21 protein-coding genes and 1 tRNA gene are annotated in these 23,568 nt (G+C 45.5%); 19 read left to right on the top strand and 3 right to left on the bottom strand.

Translation table 11 applies throughout. From position 1 onward, the window contains the following. Positions 1-82: 82 nt before the first annotated feature. Complete coding sequence (locus QUB30_RS13810) at positions 83-2,542, bottom strand: CBS domain-containing protein (RefSeq protein ID WP_333334084.1); 2,460 nt, start codon at positions 2,540-2,542, stop codon at positions 83-85. A gap of 268 nt (positions 2,543-2,810) precedes the next feature. On the opposite strand from QUB30_RS13810, the gene QUB30_RS13805 reads away from it, so the two are divergent. From QUB30_RS13805 to urtE, 19 genes are all read left to right on the top strand, one after another. Then, complete coding sequence (locus QUB30_RS13805) at positions 2,811-3,485, top strand: HEAT repeat domain-containing protein (RefSeq protein ID WP_333158560.1); 675 nt, start codon at positions 2,811-2,813, stop codon at positions 3,483-3,485. 177 nt (positions 3,486-3,662) lie between these two features. Beyond that, positions 3,663-3,917 carry a hypothetical protein gene (locus QUB30_RS13800; RefSeq protein WP_006633832.1) on the top strand — a complete coding sequence of 85 codons (255 nt, stop codon included), beginning with the start codon at positions 3,663-3,665 and terminating at the stop codon, positions 3,915-3,917. Positions 3,918-4,154: 237 nt separating this feature from the next. Then, entirely contained in the window at positions 4,155-5,270 is a 1,116-nt protein-coding gene (locus tag QUB30_RS13795; protein ID WP_333334081.1) for an inorganic phosphate transporter, read from the top strand. A gap of 139 nt (positions 5,271-5,409) precedes the next feature. Continuing rightward, positions 5,410-5,751, top strand: a complete 342-nt coding sequence (locus tag QUB30_RS13790) for a metalloregulator ArsR/SmtB family transcription factor (RefSeq protein ID WP_333334079.1) — start codon at positions 5,410-5,412, stop codon at positions 5,749-5,751. Positions 5,752-5,855: 104 nt separating this feature from the next. Then, positions 5,856-6,560, top strand: coding sequence for an MIP/aquaporin family protein (locus QUB30_RS13785; protein ID WP_333334077.1), 705 nt, complete (start codon positions 5,856-5,858; stop codon positions 6,558-6,560). A 7-nt stretch (positions 6,561-6,567) separates the two neighbouring features. Further along, positions 6,568-7,224, top strand: a complete 657-nt coding sequence (gene arsH, locus QUB30_RS13780; protein ID WP_333334075.1) for an arsenical resistance protein ArsH — start codon at positions 6,568-6,570, stop codon at positions 7,222-7,224. Between the two features lie 29 nt (positions 7,225-7,253). Next, a complete protein-coding gene (gene arsC, locus QUB30_RS13775) occupies positions 7,254-7,649 on the top strand; it encodes an arsenate reductase, glutathione/glutaredoxin type (protein ID WP_333334073.1) in 396 nt (131 codons plus the stop codon). A 201-nt stretch (positions 7,650-7,850) separates the two neighbouring features. Next, positions 7,851-8,837 carry an arsenosugar biosynthesis radical SAM (seleno)protein ArsS gene (arsS, locus tag QUB30_RS13770; protein ID WP_333334071.1) on the top strand — a complete coding sequence of 329 codons (987 nt, stop codon included), beginning with the start codon at positions 7,851-7,853 and terminating at the stop codon, positions 8,835-8,837. Positions 8,838-8,957: 120 nt separating this feature from the next. After that, the gene (locus QUB30_RS13765) at positions 8,958-9,683 is read left to right on the top strand and encodes a TVP38/TMEM64 family protein (protein WP_333334069.1); all 726 of its coding nucleotides are present in this window, start codon (positions 8,958-8,960) and stop codon (positions 9,681-9,683) included. A gap of 406 nt (positions 9,684-10,089) precedes the next feature. Beyond that, positions 10,090-12,540 (top strand): ATP-binding protein, encoded by a 2,451-nt coding sequence (locus tag QUB30_RS13760; RefSeq protein ID WP_333334067.1) that lies wholly within the window; start codon positions 10,090-10,092, stop codon positions 12,538-12,540. Between the two features lie 240 nt (positions 12,541-12,780). Beyond that, positions 12,781-13,680 carry a class I SAM-dependent methyltransferase gene (locus QUB30_RS13755; protein WP_333334065.1) on the top strand — a complete coding sequence of 300 codons (900 nt, stop codon included), beginning with the start codon at positions 12,781-12,783 and terminating at the stop codon, positions 13,678-13,680. A 262-nt stretch (positions 13,681-13,942) separates the two neighbouring features. Then, a complete protein-coding gene (locus QUB30_RS13750) occupies positions 13,943-14,671 on the top strand; it encodes an HAD family phosphatase (protein ID WP_333334063.1) in 729 nt (242 codons plus the stop codon). Positions 14,672-14,791: 120 nt separating this feature from the next. Next, positions 14,792-14,864: transfer RNA gene (locus QUB30_RS13745), tRNA-Ala, on the top strand. Between the two features lie 532 nt (positions 14,865-15,396). After that, positions 15,397-16,713 (top strand): urea ABC transporter substrate-binding protein, encoded by a 1,317-nt coding sequence (gene urtA / locus QUB30_RS13740; RefSeq protein WP_333334060.1) that lies wholly within the window; start codon positions 15,397-15,399, stop codon positions 16,711-16,713. A 289-nt stretch (positions 16,714-17,002) separates the two neighbouring features. Next, positions 17,003-18,157, top strand: a complete 1,155-nt coding sequence (locus QUB30_RS13735) for an ABC transporter permease subunit (protein ID WP_333334058.1) — start codon at positions 17,003-17,005, stop codon at positions 18,155-18,157. Between the two features lie 27 nt (positions 18,158-18,184). Next, a complete protein-coding gene (gene urtC / locus QUB30_RS13730) occupies positions 18,185-19,327 on the top strand; it encodes an urea ABC transporter permease subunit UrtC (RefSeq protein ID WP_333334056.1) in 1,143 nt (380 codons plus the stop codon). Between the two features lie 188 nt (positions 19,328-19,515). Continuing rightward, positions 19,516-20,238, top strand: a complete 723-nt coding sequence (locus QUB30_RS13725) for a TIGR00266 family protein (RefSeq protein WP_333334055.1) — start codon at positions 19,516-19,518, stop codon at positions 20,236-20,238. 133 nt (positions 20,239-20,371) lie between these two features. Next, positions 20,372-21,118, top strand: coding sequence for an urea ABC transporter ATP-binding protein UrtD (gene urtD / locus QUB30_RS13720; protein ID WP_333334052.1), 747 nt, complete (start codon positions 20,372-20,374; stop codon positions 21,116-21,118). A gap of 237 nt (positions 21,119-21,355) precedes the next feature. Continuing rightward, positions 21,356-22,054, top strand: coding sequence for an urea ABC transporter ATP-binding subunit UrtE (gene urtE, locus QUB30_RS13715; protein WP_333334050.1), 699 nt, complete (start codon positions 21,356-21,358; stop codon positions 22,052-22,054). A gap of 228 nt (positions 22,055-22,282) precedes the next feature. Here the strand turns inward: urtE and QUB30_RS13710 are convergent, their stop codons facing one another. Beyond that, positions 22,283-23,008 (bottom strand): pentapeptide repeat-containing protein, encoded by a 726-nt coding sequence (locus QUB30_RS13710; RefSeq protein ID WP_333334047.1) that lies wholly within the window; start codon positions 23,006-23,008, stop codon positions 22,283-22,285. 62 nt (positions 23,009-23,070) lie between these two features. Further along, positions 23,071-23,547, bottom strand: coding sequence for a chemotaxis protein CheW (locus tag QUB30_RS13705; RefSeq protein ID WP_333334045.1), 477 nt, complete (start codon positions 23,545-23,547; stop codon positions 23,071-23,073). Positions 23,548-23,568: the final 21 nt, after the last annotated feature.

Raw genomic sequence — 23,568 nt, 5'->3', positions numbered from 1 at the left:
TAAATCTAAAATCGTTCTCCTCTAGCGCTCACGCCGAAGTCTAAAATCTAAAATCTAAAATCTAAAATCGACTGACGGCGGACTAATTCCCCTCCGGCTTGGTAGGAAATGTGACAATAAAATTAGTCCAGCCATTGCTGCTTTCAACCTCAATTTTTCCCTGCAACTGTTCGACAAGTTTTTGAACCAAAGCTAAACCCAAACCTGTACCTCCTTGTTTCCAGGGGTCGGCGTTGGGAACGCGATAAAATTTCTCAAAAATTCGAGGTAATTCCTGTATCGAAATGGAGGATTGATTGCTGAGTGTAAATTCGATTTCGGCAGGAACATCACTTGCTTGTCGCGGATTTTGCCCTTGTCCTCCCTCTTCCCCGACTCCCTTTTTGCACTCAACTTTCAGAGAGATTTCGCCGTCATTGGCAGTATATTTGCAGGCATTGTTGAGGAGTTCTGCAAAAATTCGTCCCAAACTAGCGCGGTTGGAACTGATCGTGGGGAGGTGGCGATCGCACTCTACTCGCAAATGCTGGTGACGGTTGTGGGCGCGGGTGTAAAACGGGTCTATAATAGTAGGCAGCCAGACTTCTAAGTTTACTGGTTCCAGATCGATCGGACAAGCTGCTGTTTCGAGCCGCTGCAAATCCAGCAAAGCATTAATTAAATCTGTTTCTCTAGTACATTCTGTTTCTAAAATTTCTAAATAAATCTGACGCCGCTCTGGTGTGGGAGAAATTTTCAGCATATGAATAGCCATTTTCATATTAGCTAAAGGCGTCCGCAGTTCGTGAGAAACTGTGCTGAGAAATTCATCTTTTAGGACGTTTAAATGCTGGAGTTCCTGAACTTTTTGCTGCAATTCGGCGGTGCGTTCTTGGACTTGGCGTTCGAGGTCGGTGTTGAGGTTTTGGACTTGCTGATAGAGTTGGGCTTGCTGAATGGCGATCGCGATTTGAGTTGCCAGTTGCAGCAGCAAATCCACTTCCGAAGGCTGCCACTGCCGGGATTCGGAACACTGATGGACACACATCATCCCCCACAAATTGCCGTCTTGCAAAATTGGTACAATCAAATAAGCTTTGATTTGCGCTTGCTGGAACCGCGCATATTTTTCGGCGCTCAAACGGGCTTGGTCGATGTCGGGGACGGCATAAATTTCCTGTTCGAGCGCCGAAGCAGATTCTTGCCAAATATTATCGGGCAGGATTTCTCCCAAGATTGAAGGCCAATTTTCGGCAACGGATTCTGCCACTACAATGCCGGAATTGCAGGACTCTAAATGCAGGATTGCTACTCGGTCAGCTTGCAAAACTTGGCGGACTTCATCGACGCTGGCGTTGAGAATTTCTTCGAGGTTTAAGGATTGGTGAATCCGCAAGGAAATGTGAGTTAACAGCCGATCGCGCTGCAATTGTTCGTGGAGTTTGGCTGTCCGTTCCCGCACCTGCTGTTCCAGTTTGGCGTTGCGGCTTTGCAGCAGTTCCACTTTTTCGGCTTGCAGTTGATAAACCGACTGCTGCAACTGTTTGACAACTCGGTACATTTCTGTCGGGTCGAGGACTCTGAGCAAGCTGGTCTGAGTAATAATTCCCAACAGTTCACCGCGCCCCCCGCACACGACCAACCGCTGCACTTGTTCCTGCTGCATTTGTTTGTGCGCCGTCCACAGAGAATCGGAAGGTTGAAGAAATTGCAGGGGAGTTCTCATGACTTTTTGAGCTGGGGTTTGGTCGAAATTTAGTTCGAGAAACTGTGCCTGCACGATGTCGTATTCGGTAATAATTCCCAAGGGTTTGTGAAAGGAATAGTGAAAAATGGAGGTATAGTCATCTTTGGGCTTCTCCATTGTTAATTCTGTGTTTTTTGTAATGACTACGCAACTGACTTGATGCTCTGACATCAGTTCGGTTATTCTTTTGAGCGAAGCGGTGTGGGGCGCTGTAATTGGCGTAGTCATCAATTCAGCTACCCGCCGCAGTTTGAGAATATTTGAAGGCTGCAATACTTGGCGAATTCTTTCCCGCGTCAGCACTCCTACCAAGTGGCCCAATTGATTGACTATCGGCAAATAGCGAATCTTGTGCTGGCGAAATAAGGATAAAGCGGCGAACACGTCTTGGTCGTCGGATTCTGTGAGGGAGACCGACACCGGGGACATCACTTCGGAAATTGGTATTTTGTGCAGGGCTACTTTGTGCTGGCTGTCTATTTTGCCAGAAGCTATCAGCCTCACTAAGTCGGCGGGAGTTAATATGCCCCTTAACAGCCCGCGGCTGGGGTTGTCGGATAAATTGCCTGTGGTAATAGTCTGCTGGTTCTCCACAACGAACACGCAGCGGGCCCGCACCTTTTCCGGCGCTGATGTTTCGGTCATCGCCCCCCGGTCTGAGGGTACAGGTGTTTTGACTAGGGGACAACTGTTTTGCAACTGACTCATCAGGGCGATCGCCACTGCTAAGGAAGTTTCTGGCCCGGCAGTTAGGGGGTACCGGTCGATCGCTTGTTCTAAGGCTGAGGAGTACAAGGGCGGGTGGTAAAAGGGCATAGTTGATTGCAGGTTGTCAGAGGGCGGCTAACTATCGGGCAAAGCCTTGGGGAACGGCAGAAACACCTCGCCTGTGCTTGGGATTTAAATAATAGACTTTCTTATTTATTATTTCCACGCAATCTCAGCTTTAGATTAATGGTGTCACTGATTCGCCATCTCACCGATCTCAAATCTTTGGGCGGTTTTTACTGCCTCCTTTTCTCCTGAGACTCCCCTATAATCAAAATAACCCGAATGTAAAGTTTTACTACAAGATTTATCCATAATGACAACTTTAAGCTTAGAGCAAATTGCCGCCAAGTTAGAAAGCCAAAATTCAGCCGATCGAATGGTGGCTTTGGCCAACTTGCGGAACGTGCCTGCTGCAGAGGCGGTGCCTTTGATTAAAAAGGTGTTGAACGACGAAAGTTTGCAAGTGCGATCGATGGCTGTGTTTGCTCTCGGGGTAAAACCGACAGCAGAGTGCTATCCCATTCTAGTCAAATTGCTAGAAACAGACCCGGATTACGGCATTCGCGCTGACGCTGCAGGCGCTTTGGGCTATCTGGAAGATATCAGAGCTTTTGATGCTTTGGTGCGGGCTTTTTACGAAGATACTCAATGGCTGGTGCGCTTCAGTGCTGCTGTTTCTTTGGGAAATCTCAAAGATCCCCGGGCCCGCGATGTGCTGCTGAAAGCTCTCGACAGCGAGCAAGTGGTGATCCAGCAGGCGGCAATTTCGGCTTTGGGGGAAATTAAAGATATTGGGGCGATCGATCGCATCCTCAATTTTGCTCAGTCGGAAGATTGGCTGATCCGCCAGAGGCTCGCTGAAGCTTTGGGCAATCTGCCGAGTGTTAAAAGCGTTTCGGCTTTAAAATACTTAGAAAAAGATAGCAATTCTCAAGTATCTGAGGCGGCAACTATTTCTCTCGATCGTTTGTCAAAAGCAGAAGCGTGACATAAAACTTTTAGTAAGTTGAGAAACCCGGTTTATTGAATAAACCGGGTTAATCCTTATTTTAGCCATCTTAATAAAATTTATAGAGTATTCAGTAAAACCAGAATGTATTATTTAAGCTGCGAGGCTAAATCGCAAGTTAAAATAGTTGTCGATCTCCTTTAACCCAAACTAACCATGAATCAAGCGCCCAATCCCTTTAACTCAAATCCCTCCAATCCGCTAGACCCCTTGGAGCAAGAAGTTGACGATCAAGGTGAAGCATTGCCGAGACAGTACCACCCGGCCACTAAAAAAACTCTGCAAAAAGTCTTTATTATCCTGGTAGTTGTCGGGGCAATTATTGGGGGAATTCTGTCTATAGGGGTGATTTCGCTGATGCAGAAGGCGGGACTGACAGATGTGCCGGCAAGGGTACAGAATCCTAAGTGAATGGGTGGGTTGAGCGTACCTGAAGCGATCGCCGAGCCTTAATTATAGTATCGTTCAATATCGTGCCCATGTTGCTGGCGCGAAATTAAGATGCGATCGCTCGCCTAGTACCCAAAGAAATCTTAATATTTTCCTTATTTTTTTTGATGCAAGTGTGTCTCTACAATCAAATTCGGTGCTGTAGCGGCCCGGGCCAAAAACAGTTTTAAATAAACCACACTTATTCTGAGTAAGAGAATGTTACTTATTGCCCTATTTATCGCCACGTTTTTTTTAGCATACTGCAATGGTGCTAATGATAATTTTAAAGGCGTGGCGACACTGTTTGGCAGTCAGACGACGAACTATAAAACAGCAATTGGTTGGGCAACGATCACAACTTTTGCAGGTTCAGTATTTTCTATTTTTTTAGCAGAAACGCTGGTAAAAAGCTTTTCGGGAAAAGGCCTAGTTCCAGACGATATCGCCAATGCCCCAGATTTTCATTTGGCAGTCGCGATCGCTGCGGGTTTAACCGTTATTCTTGCTACTTTAACTGGATTCCCTATTTCCACAACTCACGGTCTTACAGGTGCCCTTGGCGGTGCAGGTTTAGTAGCAATTGGTACTCAAGTTAATTTTACTGCATTGCAGAAAAATTTTCTAATGCCTTTGTTGCTGAGTCCCATGATTGCGATTTTATTAGGAGCTTTAATTTATGCGCTGTCTCGCTACCTGCGAGTTTATTTAGGAATCCAGAAAGAATGGTGTATTTGCGCTGGTCAAACTCAACAAATTATTCCCATTCCCCAGCCCGATGCAACTAACATACTCAAGTGCATCACAACCGCTGATGTCGCGGTCGATTCTTTAGATAAATGCACGCAAAGGTACCTGGGAAAATTCTTACAAATCCCCAGCCAAAACTTAGTGGATGTTTGCCATTTTATGAGTGCGGGAATCGTCAGTTTTGCCAGAGGATTGAACGATACGCCGAAAATTGTTTCCCTCATGTTAGTCGGTCAATCAATATCAGTTCAGTGGGGAAGTTTGGCAGTAGCTTTGGGAATGGCGATCGGCGGTTTATTGAATGCTAAAAAAGTTGCCGAAACCATGAGCAAAAAGCTGACAGCAATGAATACCGGTCAAGGGCTGGTGGCAAACTTAGTGACTGGCTTTTTAGTTATTGTTGCCAGTCGTTATGGGCTTCCAGTTTCTACTACCCATGTTTCGGTAGGTTCAATTTTTGGTGTTGGATTGATTTCAAAAAAAGCTAATGTGCGCGTTTTCTATCAGATTCTACTATCATGGATTTTGACCTTGCCAATTGCTGCGGCAATCAGCGGCTGTGCTTACTGGGTGTTGCATCGGTAAAAGAATTAATCGTTAGTCCTAGAATAGAAAGAGTTCGCAGTTGATTTGGGATTGCCATCAAAGGATAACCCGATCAAATCTAACGGTAATAACAAGAAATCGCGCCGGGAGTTGTTGAATAAAAATTTAAGGGTAATTTATGGTTAAAAATTCTACGATCGCGCCACCTGTTGCAGATAAATCGATCGCTGCTGGCTTTCACGCTCTTTCCGATCCTTTGCGGCTTCAGATTTTGGAGTTGCTGCGGGAACAGGAGTTGTGCGTGTGCGATTTGTGCGATCGACTTTCTGTCTCCCAGCCTAAACTCTCTTTCCACCTCAAAACCCTAAAAGAAGCCGGTTTAGTTCGCCGCCGCCAAGAAGGGCGCTGGATCTACTACAGCCTCAATTTAGCTCAGTTTGTCGCCCTCGAACAGTACCTCGCCGAATACCGCCGCTTCAGCCAGATCCTGCCGGCGCGCCCCTGTTCCGACGCGGGTTAACCCATCAACATTTCTTAATCACTCAAATACTGATATGGCTTCTTTGATGATTGACATATCAATTTTTGTTGATATGATGGGATGGAACAAATTAGTTGAGAGCGATGGATGCAACAGCGCAGAGGTTAGCTTGTGCTCGGCCAGATTGCAGGCGAGAGGCGATCGCCGAATTTCTAGGTACATTTATTTTGGTTTTTGCAGGCACCGGTGCGGTGATGGTTAACAAAACTAGCGCTGGTTCCGTAACTCATTTAGGCATCAGTTTTGTATTTGGTGCAGTAGTAACTGCGATGATTTACGCCCTAGGACACATCAGCGGTGCACACTTTAATCCGGCCGTAACTTTAGGGTTTTGGGCGAGCGGTTTTTTCCCAAAATACAAAGTTTTGCCTTACGTTTTAGGGCAGTGTGCGGGTGCAATCGCAGCTTCTCAACTGCTGCTAATTACTTTAGGTGAAGTAGCAAATCTCGGTGCAACTATCCCTCTCAATGGTAACTGGTTGCAGTCTCTAATTTTAGAAACTGTTTTGACCTTTATCTTAATGTTTGTTATCCTCGGTTCTGGATTAGATAGACGCGCTCACATCGGCTTTGCCGGGATAGCAATTGGGCTAACTGTAGGGTTAGAAGCTGCATTTATGGGACCGATTACCGGAGCGAGCATGAATCCGGCACGCTCTCTCGGTCCCGCTTTAATTGGCGGTATTTGGAACCACCATTGGGTTTACTGGGTTGCTCCTATCTGGGGATCACAATTAGCAGTCGCAGTTTATCGGGAATTGTCTAACGGATTTCGGGATTTTAATTGAAAGTATCATGACAAGTTTTACGCACAAACCGAGAATTTTGTTTCTATACGGCTCGTTAAGAGAGCGTTCTTACAGCCGCTTGTTGGCGGAAGAATCGGCGATAATTATTGAGGATTTCGGTGCAGAAGTTAGGTTCTTTAATCCTCTTGAATTGCCGATTTACGGCAGCGTTCCCGATACTCATCCGAAGGTTCAAGAGTTGCGGGAATTGAGCCTGTGGTCGGAGGGTCAAGTCTGGTCGAGTCCAGAAATGCACGGCAATATTACCGGCATTATGAAAAATCAAATTGACTGGATTCCTTTAAGCATTGGGGCTGTCAGACCGACTCAAGGCAGAACTTTGGCTGTGATGCAAGTTAGCGGCGGTTCGCAGTCTTTTAATGCTGTCAATACTTTGAGAATTTTGGGCCGCTGGATGCGGATGTTTACGATTCCGAATCAGTCTTCGGTTGCGAAAGCTTATCAGGAATTTAATGAAGATGGGACGATGAAGGATTCGCCTTATCGCGATCGCGCGATCGACGTAATGGAGGAACTGTACAAGTTTACCTTGCTGTTGCGGGAGCAAACCGACTATTTGACCGATCGCTACAGCGAACGCAAGGAACAAGCAGCTAAAGAGGCGATCGACGTAGCAAATCGCGCCCTTGAAACATCTAACTAACAACTAACAACCAACAACCAACCAAAACCATGAAAAAAGTAATGTTTGTTTGCAAAAGAAACTCCTGCCGATCGCAAATGGCAGAAGGCTTCGCTAAAACCATTGGAGCCGGCAAGATTGGAGTCACCAGTTCCGGGTTAGAATCAAGCAGAGTTCATCCGACAGCAATTCAAGTCATGTCAGAAATCGGCATTGATATCACAGATCAAACATCAAACCCATTAAGCGAATTCAATGCAGAAGACTACGATGCAGTAATTTCTTTGTGCGGCTGCGGTGTGAATTTACCCGAAGCGTGGGTATTGCGACAAGTGTTTGAAGATTGGCAACTCGACGACCCCGACGGACAACCCCTCGAAACTTTTCACCGCGTTCGAGATGAAATTAAAGCACGAGTTGAAACATTAGTTGACTCTCTAAAGTAAGATTAATAGTCCTACACGCACGAGTGGTCAGAAATCGGGTTTTTTTCTAAGAAGACGCTTTACATCCCGCAAAAACGGCACAAAACCCGGTTTCGTGGGTTTTGATGCGTCCAGAACTATTGGAATTAGTGCTAAATTATGAGAGGCGTTCCGCCGGAACGCCTGTACATTCGTTGCGAGCACAGACCAAAAGGTGAGCAAATGATTCAGACAGCAGTCACGCCTTTCAAAAACAAAATTAACTCAGCTTTAACTAAAAAGCAGATTACAGTTTTACAAATTAATCTCGGCAAACGCTGCAACCTCGCTTGCACTCACTGCCACGTAGAAGCTAGCCCGAAACGAACAGAAGAACTTTCCCCGGAAATTTGCGACCAATTAATTGAAATCATTCGCCGCTTTCCTCAAATTAAAACTGTTGACCTCACCGGCGGTGCTCCCGAAATGCTTTACGGTTTTAAACCGCTGGCGGAAGCTGCCAGGGCGGCAGGTAAAGAGGTAATTGTTCGTTCTAATTTGACGATTTACTTTGAAAAAGGTTTTGAAGATATTCCCGAATATTGCGCCCAGCACCAACTCAGAATTGTGGCGTCGCTTCCCTGCTACCAAGCTGACAATGTGGACAAAATGCGCGGCAACGGGGTTTTTGACAGTTCGATTCGGGCGCTGCAAAAGCTAAATCAGTTGGGATACGGAAAAAACCCAAATTTAACTCTGGATTTGGTGTACAATCCACAAGTGCCGGCAACAGACAAGTTTTCGCTAACACCGGAACAAGGCAAGTTAGAGCAAGATTACAAGATTTATTTAGCCGAACATTTTGGGATTTGTTTTAATCAATTGTTCGCGATTACTAATTTGCCTGTGGGACGGACTAAGTTTCATTTGGAACATAAGAAACTGCACAAGCTTTATCTCGGGTTTTTGGAGGATAATTTTAATCCCGGTACTCTGGAACATTTAATGTGCCGCAACGAATTGTCGATCGACTATTTGGGCAATGTCTACGACTGCGATTTTAACCAAATGGAAAATCTGCCAGCGAAAACTGGCAGCGGGGAAAAGATAACTGTTGCTAAGTTGCTCGAATCTGGCAGTTTAGATGTGATTCAAGAGGTGCAAACTGCTGCTTATTGTTATGGATGTACGGCAGGTTGCGGTTCTAGCTGTGGCGGTACTTTGATTTAGTTTAAGGGAAAAGTTGCGCTTGATATCATCAATCGGATGAATACAGTAGGGACACGGCAGTGCCGTGTCCCTACCCTGGAAACGACGGTGTATGCAATGAATGAATGGGGAGTTTAGGTAATGAATGATTCGCGATCGCCCGATGAAAATCCGCCAGCATCAAACAGGTGGAAGCTGATTTTAGGGATTGGTTTAGCTGTGGCTTTGATTGTGGCGGCAAAGTTTTTTAACTTCCAAGGAATTCTGAAAAATGCCCTGGAGTCGATCGGCAATCTCGGCCCGTGGGGCCCGGCAGCTTTTATTCTAATTTACATTGTAGCAACGGTTCTATTTATCCCCGGTTCTTTGCTGACTCTCGGTTCTGGGGTTTTGTTCGGAGTCGTTGGCGGTTCGGTTTGTGTTTCCATCGGAGCGGTTTTAGGCGCAACTTGCGCTTTTTTGGTAGGGCGGTATTTAACTCGCGACTGGGTTTCCAAACAGATAGAGGGCAATCAAAAATTTAAGGCGATCGACTCCGCAGTTGCCTCTGAAGGATGGAAAATTGTGCTGCTGACGCGGCTTTCTCCCATTTTTCCATTTAATTTACTTAACTATGCTTTTGGAGTCACGCAGGTATCTTTAAAAGATTATTTTTTGGCATCTTGGATCGGCATGATTCCCGGAACTGTGATGTATGTTTATATCGGTTCCCTGGCCGGGAGTTTGGCTGCACTCGGATCGCCAGGGCGATCGCGCACTGCTGCTGAGTGGGCTCTCTACGGAATTGGTTTGCTAGCAACGATCGCCCTCACCGTTTATGCAACCCGCTTCGCCAAAAAAGCTTTAGACGAAAAAATTTCTCCTTGAAGCCACATCACAAATTAGTCAAACTGTCAATAAGTATTTACCTCTATATTAGAATACATTGCTAATTTAAAAAACTCCGTATTTTCTCTGTGTTATTTACAATTATTTTGTTATACAAACGAGATAGATATTAAAGATATCGTAAAGCACAAACCTCAAATAGGTAAACCGAAGGTCGAAATATAAAATTGATGCCAAAATAGAATGCGAGCGCCCAATCATAAGAAAAATTGTTTGCACTCAGGAATGCAAGTCATACCATTTTAAATTTTAGATTTTAGATTTTAGATTGGGAATGACTGATGACTAGCAGGGTTGGGAGCACCGATCTGCAGTTGCATTATTTTCTGAAACTGGTCTCACGACTTGGCTGATATTAATTCTGCCGAATGACCAATACCGTTTGATGAATTTGATTCGGAGAGAACATTTGATGATGCAAAACCCAGCAAATCAAGCCGGATCTGTGTCTGCGCCGCCGCACCAAACAAAAAATCTGCGCCGCTTTTGGCAAAACATCAGCAATTCTGCTCAATCGCGGTGGCAGCAAGCGCAGAGTCTTTGGCAACACAGACGGCAGCGCCGCCATTTGCTGACCCTGCTAATTCTTGGCACCACCGCTTTAACCATTAGCACAACTGCTTGCATCAGCTATTTTTTTGTGCGCGGACTAATCCTCGACAATTTAAAGGAAATAGCACTATTAAAACTAGAAAAAGGCACTGACGAAATCGACCGCTGGCTCAGCACTCGCAAAGCAGAAATAGAAACCCTTGCTTACGATCCTACGGTTAGCACTCTCAATTGGAAATTAGTCGAACCCAGGTTGCAAGGAGAAATATACAGGTTAAAAGAGTATTTTATCCTGTCATTAACTCAACCCGACGGCTCATTTATCAACACTCTAGGCAACCGCGCGAACAGCAAAGACCGCCAACACTTTAAAAAAGCAATGGCAGGGCAGCTCAACGTTTCCGACCCGCTGATAGGCCGCAGTACAAAAGTTCCGACGATCATCATTTCAGCTCCTATTTGGGCCTTACCTCCCGCTCCTAATAAAGTAATTGGAGCCCTATCGGGCAGCATTAAATTAGACCGAGTAACATCTGTCGCTAACAGCTTGCAGTACGGTTCCGACAGTTATGCTTTTGCGCTCAATTCACAAGGAGTGCCAATTGTTCATCCCAACAATAACTTAATCGGAAATATCGACTGGCCGGCCCCAAGCTTTTTAAAGTCACAAGACCCCGCACTCTCCACAATTGCGCGGCAGATGATCGACCGCCAGAAGAACATCGAACTGGTAAAAATAGATAACAAATGGGTGTATGTGGCCTATGCTCCCCTCAAGGAAGTTAACTGGTCGATGGCTTTAGTAATTCCCCGCGAAAATATTGAATCCCAACTGCAAGCATTAAATTTGCTGACATCCGTAGTCGCCGGACTGCTCGTCCCGGCAATGCTAGCAGCAATTTGGCTAATTTACTCCTCCGAAAACAATCGCGCTCAAGCGGAGCGAGAAGCCATGCTCAACCGGATTGCCGGACGCATTCGCGCTTCCCTAGAATTAGACCAAATCGTGCAAAGTACAGTCGAAGAAATAGTAAGTTTGCTGCACCTAGAACGGGCGGCTTTTGGTTGGTACAAACCACAAGAAAAAATGTTACAAATCCTGTGGGAATGTTGCCCATCTGATTCTCCGACGCCAGCTAAAAAGTTTGAGCCTTACTTTGTCGGAAATTTGTCAATACCGAGTGGCCAATGCGAGCCAATTATTCTTTCGAGGGACACTTGGGCGGAGCGTGTAACTCAACCGCTCGAAATTAAAGCTAATAGCTATTTAGCCGTTCCTGTCCAGACTCAAAACCAGCCGCAGGGTTATTTAATTTGCAGCCACGCTACTCATTGGCTTTGGAGCAAGGAGGAAATCCAACTCTTAAAAGCGGTGGCCGACCAATTGGCGATCGCAATTACTCAAGCTCACCTTTACAGTCAAACCCAAGACCAAGTAAAACTGCTTAATAGTGCCTTAAATGAACTGAAAAAAACTCAAACTCATTTAGTGCAGAACGAAAAAATGTCATCCCTAGGTCAAATGGTGGCTGGGATAGCGCACGAAATCAACAACCCCGTTAACTTCATTTCGGCTAATTTGCCTCACACTAGCAAATATACTAAAGATTTATTAGAGTTGGTGAGTTTATACAAAGAAGCCTTCCCAGAGGTGCCCCAGGAAATCGCAGATTTTAGCGAAGAAATCGAGTTAGAATTTATCGAGGAAGATTTGCCGCATATATTGAATTCTATGAAAATAGGAACCGAACGCATTCGCAGCATAGTTCTTTCTTTACGAAACTTTTCTCGCCTGGATGAATCTGACAAAAAGCTAGCGGACATTCACGAAGGTATAGAAAATACCTTGCTGCTGCTCTCCAACCGCATTAAAAATAGAATTTATATAGTCAAGAAATACGGAAAAGTGCCTTCAGTCGAGTGCTATCCCTCTCAGCTCAATCAGGTATTTATGAACTTGCTGAGTAATGCGATCGATGCCTTGAACGAGATCGATCGCCTGGATAAAATTATTACTATTTCCACGGGAGTAGTTCGCGAACATGGCGGTAAATTTCTGAAAGTGGCGATCGCCGACAACGGCCCCGGCATTCCCGACAGCGTTAAAGACCAAATTTTTAACCCATTTTTTACTACTAAAGAGGTGGGCAAAGGCACGGGTTTGGGGTTGGCAATTAGCTACAAAATTGTAGTAGATGGACACGGCGGCAGCATCACAATTTCTCGACCTCCTGGCGGGGGTACGGAGTGTTTGGTAAAAGTTCCTATTACTAACGAGAAGTAATACAATTTGAGATTTGAGATTTGAGATTTTCAAAGGCATGATAAAACAAGCTTTTTAAGCTGGTATACAGTTGCATTTTTTGGAAAAACTGGTATAAGAAGGAAGTGGAAAGGAAGCCCACGGATTTTGTAACGGAGGTAAGGGCTAGAAGGAAGAGGGAAGAGGGGCTAAAAAGTTTTAATTCATGCTAAGTTGACGGCCGTTGGCTAAAATTAGAAGAGTTTTTGTTAAAGGAGTTTTATGGCTGTTGGCAAGGATACAATTTTCGAGCGCTTTTTGTCGCCCCTGATTCGACTGGCGATCGACGAAGAAGCACTGAAACGACTCTACGAAGGTATCGATTGGGAAACAGCGGGCGATCGCTACCGACAACCCAACTTAGTTTATCCCGAATATTACAGCAGCCAAAACTTTCACGGCATTAAAGGTGGCTACCTCAACCCCAGTGCCGCCGTTTCTTACGATCCCATTACCCAATATGTTTTGCCTCCCCACGAAACAGTCGTCAGGCAATGCTTAATTGACGCTGTGCGGGTGAAACCGCGCCGAATCATCGATTTGGGATGCGGCACCGGTTCGACAACCCTCATGCTCAAGCAAGCCTTTCCCGAAGCGGAAGTTGTCGGCCTGGACTTGTCGCCTTATATGCTGGTAGTTGCCGACATGAAAGCGCAAAAAGCCGGCTTAAATATCCAGTGGTTGCACGGAAATGCCGAAAGCGTTGCTTTTCCCGATGCCAGGTTCGATTTAGTCGCAGCTTCCTTGCTATTTCACGAGACGCCACCTGCTGTATCGCGGGCAATTTTGCGAGAAAGCTTCCGACTGCTGAAGGTTGGGGGACAATTGGCAATTTTGGACGGAAATCAAAAAACTTTGCGGCAAACAGAGTGGCTGACTGATATCTTTGAAGAGCCTTATATTAAGTCTTACGCGGCTGGCAGCCTCGATGCTTGGGTGGGGGCGGCTGGATTTGCGGCGGTGCAAACTCACGAACACTGGTGGACTAATCAGGTGACGCAGGGCGTGAAACCTTTGCCGGGGGAAGATTTGGAACAGGCAAAGGTGGCGAGGGGGTGGAATTGGGGCGATCGAACTCCTGATTTTGATGGCGATTTACCGGGCATTCCAGCTCCGGCTTGATTTATTGTTACTAATACCAATTTTAAAAAGTGTTGCTGCAATCCTCAAATCTTATACCAATTATTAAAAGTCGAAGCGGACGGTAAGGACACCGCATTGGCGTGTCCCTACAGATGCTCGCGTACAATTTATGTGTCACCTTACTTTTAATAATTAGTATAAATTCTTTTTTTCTTCTTCCTTCTTCCCTCTTTCTTCTTCCGGACATCCGTTACATCCGTTACATCCCGTACATTGCTCGTTGCCGAACTTCTTTCTTCTAATGACTCTAAAAGCAGTTTTATTTGATTTTAATGGCGTGATTGTTAATGACGAGCCAATTCACGAGAAAATAATCGATCAATTGATGCTCGATGAAAATCTCCAGCTCAAACGTGGGGAGGTTCGAGAAGTTTGTTTGGGAAGGAGCAATCGCGCTTGCATTACCGCACTGCTCGAGCGCCGGGGACGATTTTTGACAGAAACATACCTCGAGCGACTGCTGCAGCGCAAGGCCCAAGCTTACAAAGCTCAAATAGATACTTTGGAGAAACTGCCGATTTATCCGGGTTTGGCAGAATTTATTGACAAAATTCGGGTCGCCGGACTGAAAATGGCCGTAGTTAGCGGGGCAATGCGATCGGATATAGAATTGGTGTTAGATCGGGCCGGTTTGGCCGCAAACTTTGAGTTAATTGTCGCAGGCGACGACTTGACGGCGAGCAAACCAGCACCCGACGGCTATCTATTGGCTGTGGAACTTCTCAACCAGAAATATCCCGACTTTAACCTGCAACCGATCGAGTGTTTGGCGGTAGAAGATACTTTTGCGGGGATTGAAGCGGCGAAAAAAGCGGGGATTCAGGTTGCGGGTGTGACTCACACTTACCCGTTTCACATGATCCAGCGCCAAGCTAATTGGACGGTGGACTATTTTGCTGATTTAGAGTTGGATAGAGTGGCGGCACTTTGCTCGATCGCCCCCACTGAGCCGGCTGCGGAAAACACTTGACGTTTTTAGCAGTTACGTGCTAACGTAGGTGACTGTCTGCGAACGTGAGAGCAAGCAAGACCTGTAAGCCTTTTAGATTCGGCAATCCCGCATCTAAAATGCTAAATTAAAAGTCAATCCGGGGAATTAGCTCAGTTGGTAGAGCGCTGCGATCGCACCGCAGAGGCCAGCGGTTCGAGTCCGCTATTCTCCATAAATCAGGGGCATTTCTACAGGTGACGATCGCACTTCGCTTTGAGTACGATCGTCACCTGCTTTGATACTCGCCTATTTTATGCGATATACCCTGTTGCCGCCTCAGTTCTAGCATCAATAACCTGGGGAGAACCAGAAACCGGGTTTCTATTTTGTGCCATGACCCGGTTTCTGCCTCACTCCTAGCATCAATAAGATAATTTATGTTCTGAAACCCGGTTTCTAATGTCACACTAATTGCTGAAAAGACGTATTTTGGTGTCTAAACCCGGTTTCAGAACATAATGCAACGGTAGGTAAGCTGCAAAGCGTGATGTCATCAGTCAATCTAAAATCTACAATCTAAAATAATATCAGCCCTGTTTTTACAGCAGTTGCCATCAATTCCCAGAAAAGTTTCAATTTGTCAATAAATAATAATTTTTGTATCTAAAAATACAACAGTCTTATGAACCGAGTCTTAATATCAAGTCGCTATGTGTTATTATTCTCAATCATCTGACTCATCTATTGAAGAGTAACAAGAAAAAATGACAAAGCGATTCGATCGGCGGAAATTTCTTTTATACGGTTCTGCTACCCTAACATCAAGTTTATTTCTAAAAGCTTGTAGAACTCCCACTCCAACAACAACTCCAGCCGCTTCTCCAACACCAACAGGAACTACACCAGCAGCAAGCAGTGGAAACACGATCAAAGTAGGAATTTTGCATTCCTTGAGCGGCACGATGTCAATCAGCGAAAAAAGCGTTGTCGATGCCGAACAATTAGCGATAGAAGAAATCAATAAAGCTGGCGGTGTCCTCGGAAAACAAATAGAAGCAATAGTAGAAGATGGCAACTCAGACTGGCCGACTTTTGCAGAAAAAGCCAAAAAATTGATCGACCAAGATAAAGTTGTCACAGTCTTTGGCTGCTGGACTTCCGCCAGTCGCAAAGCAGTATTGCCGGTATTTGAAGAAAAAAATCATATGCTCTGGTATCCCGTACAATACGAGGGTCAAGAGTGTTCCAAAAATATCTTTTACACCGGGGCGGCACCAAACCAACAAATCGAACCAGCAGTTGACTGGCTGCTAGAAAATAAAGGCAAAAAATTCTTCTTAGTCGGGTCTGACTACGTTTTTCCCCGCACGGCAAATACCATTATCAAGGCACAGCTAGCAGCCAAAGGCGGCGAATTAGTTGGGGAAGATTACATTCCTTTGGGCGGGACAGAAGTCACGCCAATTATTACTAAAATTAAGGCAGCTTTGCCAGACGGCGGCGTCATTTTCAATTCCCTCAACGGCGACAGCAACGTAGCATTTTTCAAACAGTTGCAGGGTGCAGGTTTGGGTCCCGACAAATATCCGTCAATGTCTGTCAGTATTGCGGAAGAAGAAGTAAAGGCGATCGGCGTAGAATATCTTAAAGGCCATTACGCTGCCTGGAATTACTTCATGACTGTGGAAACTCCGGCAAATACAAAATTTGTGGAAGCTTTCAAGGCAAAATACGGCAACGATAGAGTGACTAACGACCCGATGGAAGCAGCTTATATCATGGTTTACCTGTGGAAGCAAGCCGTCGAAAAAGCAGGGACAGCCGACGATTTGGAAAAAGTGCGGGCAGCAGCTTTGGGTCAAACCTTTGATGCACCGGGGGGCACAGTAACGATGGATGTTAACCATCACCTTTCTAAATTTGTGCGCTTGGGCGAAGTGAGAGACGACGGTTTATTTAACATTGCTTTTGCTACACCAGAAGCAGTGAAGCCGGTGCCTTGGAATCAATTTGTCGCTGAAACAAAAGGCTTTGCGTGCGATTGGTCAGACCCCGCAAAAGGTGGCAAATTCAAAGCTTGATAAGTAGGTAATACCAATTTTTTTAAGGTTGGCAATGTATCTTCGATCCCCCCTAACCCCCCTTAAGAAGGGGGGACAAGAGCGTTCTTGCGTCACCCCCTACTCCCCTTAATAAAAGGGAACTGGACTCTTCAAAGTCCCCCTTATTAAGGGGGATTTAGGGGGATCGAGACTCGGCTACCAGCGAGATATACAGAGAGTTTTAGTTCTAAGTTGACATTAATGGGATAAAACCAGCCCCTAATTATCCGCGAAGAAAGTTAACAGACTTGATGCAGGAGTAACAAAATTGGCGATATTAGATGGTTTATTTAACGGCATTAGCATCGGCGCAGTTTTACTAATTGCAGCCCTGGGATTAGCGATTATTTTCGGGCTGATGGGCGTGATTAATATGGCTCATGGCGAATTGATGATGCTGGGGGCTTATACAACTTTCGTGGTGCAAAATGTCTTCAAAAGTATGGGAGGATTCGCTTTTGAAACCTATATTTTATTTGCGATTCCCCTAGCTTTTTTAGTAGCTGCATTGGTAGGACTAATTCTCGAACGCGGAGTGATTCGCTATCTTTACGGGCGACCGCTAGAAACTCTGCTGGCAACTTGGGGCGTAAGTTTAATTTTGCAGCAGTTTGTCCGCAGCGTTAGTTGGGTGCTGGTAATTGGGCTTGCGGTGTTTTGTGTGCTGTTTTTTGGCGGTTTGCGGGTGCTGAAATCTCGCTTGGATTTCGATCGCATTCGCAGCAAAATTATCGCCCTAATTTTGCCCTTATCTTTGGGTATTTCCTGGGCGGTGAGCGCCTTTTTAGGGCAAACTTACAAACTTGCAGTAACTCAACCTTGGTTTGGCGCTCAAAATGTGGATGTAACTGCACCGAAATGGTTGCGGGGCGGCATACCGCTGGGCAATTTTCAGTTGCCATACGCCCGAATTTTTATTATTGTCCTGACCGGAATTTGTTTGGCGGGAATTTACCTATTTTTGCAGCGTTCTGTGTGGGGACTTCGCATTCGCGCTGTGACGCAAAATCGCAGCATGAGCGCTTGTTTGGGAATTCCTACCGAACAAGTAGACGCGCTGACTTTTGCTTTGGGTTCGGGGTTGGCAGGTGTGGCTGGGTGCGCGATTAGTTTGATCGGTTCGGTAGGGTCAAATACCGGACAAAATTATATAGTCGATACCTTTATGGTGGTGGTTGTGGGCGGTGTCGGCAAGATTGTGGGGAGTGTAGTTGCTGCGATCGCGATCGGCACTGCAAATTACCTGATCGGTTCTGGAACATTAGCAATAATGTTCGCTCCAGTCAAGCCTTTAGCCGACTTCTTCACATTTTTCGCCACAACCAGCATGGCAAAAGTAATGGTATTCGCCTTAATTATGGCTTTTCTGCAAGTGAAGCCGGGAGGGATTTTCCCGCAAAAAGGGCGGACGGTAGAAAATTAAAATTTACAACTGCGAGTGTACCGAAAAATGCAGAACAAACATCAAAAACCCTGGCTAAAAGAAGCGGCAATTGTCAGCGCGATCGCCCTCACATTCATCTTACTCATCCCAGGAATACTCCCCGACGTTCGGCTCAATCAATTGGGGCGATTTTTAGCACTAGCAATTGCCGCCCTCGGCATAGACTTGATTTGGGGATACACGGGTTTGCTCAGTTTAGGGCATGGGGTGTTTTTTGCGATCGGCGGCTACGCCTTCGCCATGCACCTAAAATTGCAAATTCCCCCAACCGCCAGCAGTCAATTGCCAGAATTTATGAACCTCTACGGCGTTACCGAACTCCCCTGGTTTTGGCAACCATTTTATTCATTTCCCTTCTCAGCATTAGCAGTAGTTCTCATCCCCGCCCTCTTGGGTGCACTTTTAGGTTATTTAGTATTCCGAAATCGAATTCGAGGCGTTTACTTTTCAATTCTCACCCAAGCAGCAACCATTGTATTTTTCAACTTCTTTAACGGCCAGCAAAAACTAATTAACGGCACCAACGGACTCACCGACTTTAAAACCCTGTTCGGAGCCACAGTCAATGACCGAGATACTCAATATATTTTCTACATTCTCACCATACTATTTTTAGCAGCAACTTACGCCCTCTGCCGATGGCTGACCAGCGGGCGTTTCGGCCGCCTGCTAGTAGCCATTCGCGACGACGAAGTGCGCCTGCGTTTCTCAGGTTACAATCCCACAGGCTACAAAGTTTTAGTCTTTGCAATTTCCGCCGGTTTAGCCGGGATTGCAGGCGCATTATTTACCGTACAAACCGGAATTATTTCGCCAAAAGCAATGGATATTGCCTTTTCAATTGAAATGGTAATCTGGGTCGCAGTGGGAGGCCGCGCCACATTATCGGGAGCAATATTGGGAACACTGCTAGTCAACTTTGGCAAAAGTTTCTTGAGCGAACAATTCCCCGAAGTTTGGCTATTTTTCCAAGGTGCGCTATTCCTCATAGTAGTCACAGTGCTGCCCGACGGCTTAGTCGGATGGCTGCAACATCAAGGTTTCGGCCAAATCCGCAGGTTGTTCAGAAGACCGAAGTACGCATCTACTTACCCCAGCCTGGAACAAGACCCCCAAGTGCAGCTCGAAAAAGAAGAACTTGAACATTGAGTGCAAAAATATCGTGTAATTTATAAGTAGGCTGACATAAATAAATTTCACCTACAACAGACAAACAAAGCAATCGCAATAGACTTGACAAACGCTGCGTTTATCTCTGTCTGAGGAAACGTAATATATATGTACCTACTTAGATATTCGTAGCAAGTAGCTTCGTTCTTTAACTTGAGGGGCAACATATGGCAGATATTATTGACTACAAAATATACGGCGACGATTTGCAACTCATCGAGATTGAACTCGACCCCAAAGAAGGCGTCAGGGCTGAAGCTGGAACCATGACATACATGGAAGGCGACATCCAAATGCAAACATCGACAGGCGGCGGCTTATTTCAAGGTTTCAAACGAATGCTGACAGGAGCGGGTTTTTTTATTACCACCTTTGTCAACGCCGGAAATCGCAAGGCCCGCGTCGCTTTTGCCGCCCCCTATCCGGGTAAAGTAATTCCCCTAGATTTAGGCCAACTTGGCGGTAAATTTTTGTGTCAAAAAGACTCATTTCTCTGTGCAGCCAACGGGATTGAAATTGATGTAGCTTTCACCAAGCGACTCGGTGCCGGTTTCTTTGGCGGAGAAGGTTTTATTCTGCAAAAGTTGCAGGGTGACGGGCTAGCTTTTGTTCATGCGGGAGGAACAATAGTTGAGAAAAATTTGGGAGTTGGCGAAGTGTTGCGAGTAGACACCGGCTGTTTAGTAGCTTTTGCTTCCACAGTAGACTACGACATTCAATTTGTTGGCGGCTTTAGAAATGCTTTATTTGGAGGTGAAGGCTTGTTTTTGGCAAAGATGACTGGGCCTGGTAAAGTATATGTGCAAAGTTTGCCACTCTCGAAGTTAGCTGAACGCATTTTAGCAGCAGCTCCACCTCCAATGTCGAGCAGTTCTAGCAGTTTTACTTGAGAGTAAACTGTTAGCAAAAAGTAGTAAGTATGGTGTCACGGAAGGGGAGAAAATATCCTTAATAAGGGAGGATATTTGCGATCCGCACCTACAAGGTATCGGTTGTTGTCCATTAGTGAGTTAATTGCTAATTATGAATAAAAAAGTTTTAGAAATCGAAAACTTGACTGTTAGTTTTGATGGTTTCAAAGCCATCAACGGTTTAAATTTCAGTATGGATGCGGGCGAACTGCGAGTTATTATTGGCCCCAATGGTGCGGGCAAAACAACTTTTCTCGATTCAATTACCGGGAAGGTGCAGCCGACAGAGGGCCGGGTATTATTTAAAGGACAAAATTTACGCAAGTTGTCGGAAGATAGGATTTCGCGCTTGGGAATTGGTCGCAAGTTTCAGACACCGCGAGTTTACTTAAATTTAACGCCACGCGAAAATTTGGAATTGTCTTGCAGCCGCCATAAAAATGTTTTTTCGACTTTGTTCAAGCCTGCTTCTGCTGCTGAAAAACGCACGGTTGCGGGTTTGTTAGAAACAATTGGTTTAGTTGCTAAAGCTGATATTTCGGCGGGTTTGCTTTCTCACGGAGAAAAGCAATGGTTGGAAATTGGAATGTTGGTGGCTCAATCTCCTGATTTGTTGTTGGTAGATGAACCTGTGGCGGGTTTGACTGATGAGGAAACGGTGTTAACTGGAGATTTGCTGATTTCGCTGGCCCAAAGTCATTCGGTGTTGGTAATTGAACACGATATGGAGTTTGTGCGGCAAATTGCGCGGCAGGTGACGGTGTTGCATCAGGGTGCGGTTTTGTGCGAGGGGACTATGGATGAGGTGCAAAATGACGATCGGGTAATTGAGGTATATTTGGGAAAACCGGAAGAGTAACAAGAAGGAAGTTCGGCAACGGATTGTGTAACGGATGTAACGGATGTAAGGGATATCAGGAAGAAGGAAGTTCGGCAACGGATTGTGTAACGGATGTAAGGGATATCAGGAAGAAGGAAGTTCGGCAACGGATTGTGTAACGGAGGTAACGGATATCAGGAAGACGGAAGACGGAAGAAGGAAGAAGTTATTTGTTAGTTGCTACTATTTTCCAGACCCAATTACCAATTAAAAACTATGCTACAAGTTTCTAATTTGAATGTTTATTACGGCGAAAGTCACATTTTGCGTGATGTCGATTTAAGCGTCATGGCGGGGCAAATGGTTTGCTTGATCGGCCGCAACGGTGTGGGCAAAACTACTATGCTAAAAACGATTATGGGGTTGCTGCAACCCCGCAGTGGCACTATTGCTTTTGGCGGAGAATCTATTGCTTCTAAGTTGACTCACCAGCGGGCTAGATTAGGCATTGGTTATGTGCCTCAAGGGCGTGAAATTATTCCACGTTTGACGGTTAAAGAAAATTTATTGTTAGGTTTGGAAGCGAAACCAACCAAAATCAAAAATCCTGAAGTTCCTGATGAAATTTTTGAGTTATTTCCGGTTTTGAAAACTATGCTCGATCGCCTGGGAGGTGATTTGAGCGGGGGACAGCAGCAGCAGTTAGCTATTGCTAGGGCTTTGATGGGTGAGCCGCAGTTGCTGGTTTTGGATGAGCCTACGGAAGGGATTCAACCGTCTATTATTTTAGACATAGAAGCTGCGGTGCGCCGCGTAGTTGCGACTAGAGGAATTTCTGTTTTGTTGGTGGAGCAACATTTGCATTTTGTGCGGCAAGCTGACTGGTATTATGCTATGCAAAAAGGCGGAATTGTGGCTTCTGGAAGCACTAGCGAGTTAAGTGATGAGGTGATTCAGAGGTTTTTGGCTGTTTGATTCAAAAGGAAGTTCGGCAACGGATTCGCTCGACAGATGTAACGGATGTCAGGAAGAGGGAAGCTGCAAGCTGGAAAGGAGGAAACGAGGCAAAGCCTCTAGATATTTATTCCCAGGCTCTGCCTGGGAACAAGGAGGCAGAGCCTGGGAACAAGGGATTCCGTTCGCCCACCATCCCCACTTTGTTTGACAAGAAGCGATTTCAATCGCGCGGGAAACGAGACTATATTATTGATTTTTTCTGCCGTCGGGCATGGTGGTGCCGGCCATACTTGCTCGATCGATACTAGCGCCATCTATATTAGCATTGCGGAGGTTGGCATCGGAAAGATTGGCATCTCTCAAGTCGGAAAATCGCAGGTCTGCACCGTCGAGATTTGTCTTTGTCAAGTTAGCTTTTCTGAGGTTAGCGTTGCTGATTCTCGCTCCTACTAATTCGGCTCCGCTTAAGTTGGTGCGAGCTAGATTGGTGTTGACAAAATCTGAGATCTCGAAGCGACTACCGCTGAGGTTGGCATCTGATAAATCTGCTCCTGTAAGGATGGGATTTTTTAAGTTAATATTAACTAATTTTACGGCTCGGAGGTCGCAGCGGGAGCAGCTTTGAGTTAGCAGCAGCGTTTCGACGTTGGCGTTGATTAGGTCGATTTGTTGCTGGGAGAAATTTTCTGCAAATTCTGGGGAGACGTAGCCGAGGTTTTTGGGGTCGTCTGCTTTTGGTTGGGGTGTTTGGATTGGTTGGGGTGTTGGGATTGGTTGGGGTGTTGGGATTGGTTGGGGTGTTTGTGGTTGGGGTGTTGGGATTGGTTGGGGTGTTGGGATTGGTTGGGGTGTTGGGATTGGTTGGGGTGTTTCTATTTGCCCGATCGCACTTAGTTGCAGCCCCACCTTCGGCAGTTCGAGAGTTGCTGCAAAAATTAGCAGGGCGATCGACATTATTGTGAGTTTTTTCATAAATAACTTTTTGTTTGCGAAAATACCATTTATATGGTATAGTAACTCGAAAAGTGAACACCCTACATTTCGCTAAATAAATCAAAATTTATATAAAAAACTTCGGAACCATCAGGTGCGCGAATTAACTTTTCTATTACCGGAGGCAGTTCCTGTTGACGGTACAATTGGGGAATTTCGCAGAACCTTTCTTCTGAAATTTCCAAAATTTTTGGCATATTAGGAATGGGAATTCCCAACCGATCGCTCTTATTTAAGCTGCAAATAATCAGGTATTTGCAGTCAGCAATGCTTCGACTGCTGGGAAATATTTTAGATAAATTAATCAAGGTAATTAGTTCTTCTTGGTGTCGCACTAAACTTTGACCGTTATTTAAAAAACCGTAGGCGTGAAAGTCTTTAACAACGCGCTGCACCCTTTCAATAGGAACTGCATAGTAAATGTTCCCCAGTTCAAAGGAAACAAGTTTTCGAGGTGGCGTTCTGAGAGTGCCTTGTTTCTTGCTGCGAAAGCGGCGATTGTAATTGGCGTGAGTCATTCTATTTTAGATTTTAGATTG

Source organism: Microcoleus sp. BROC3 (assembly GCF_036702515.1).
Taxonomy (GTDB): Bacteria; Cyanobacteriota; Cyanobacteriia; order Cyanobacteriales; family Microcoleaceae; genus Microcoleus.
Note: the sequence above shows the minus strand (reverse complement) of the source record. Positions and strands in the feature narration are given on the sequence as shown.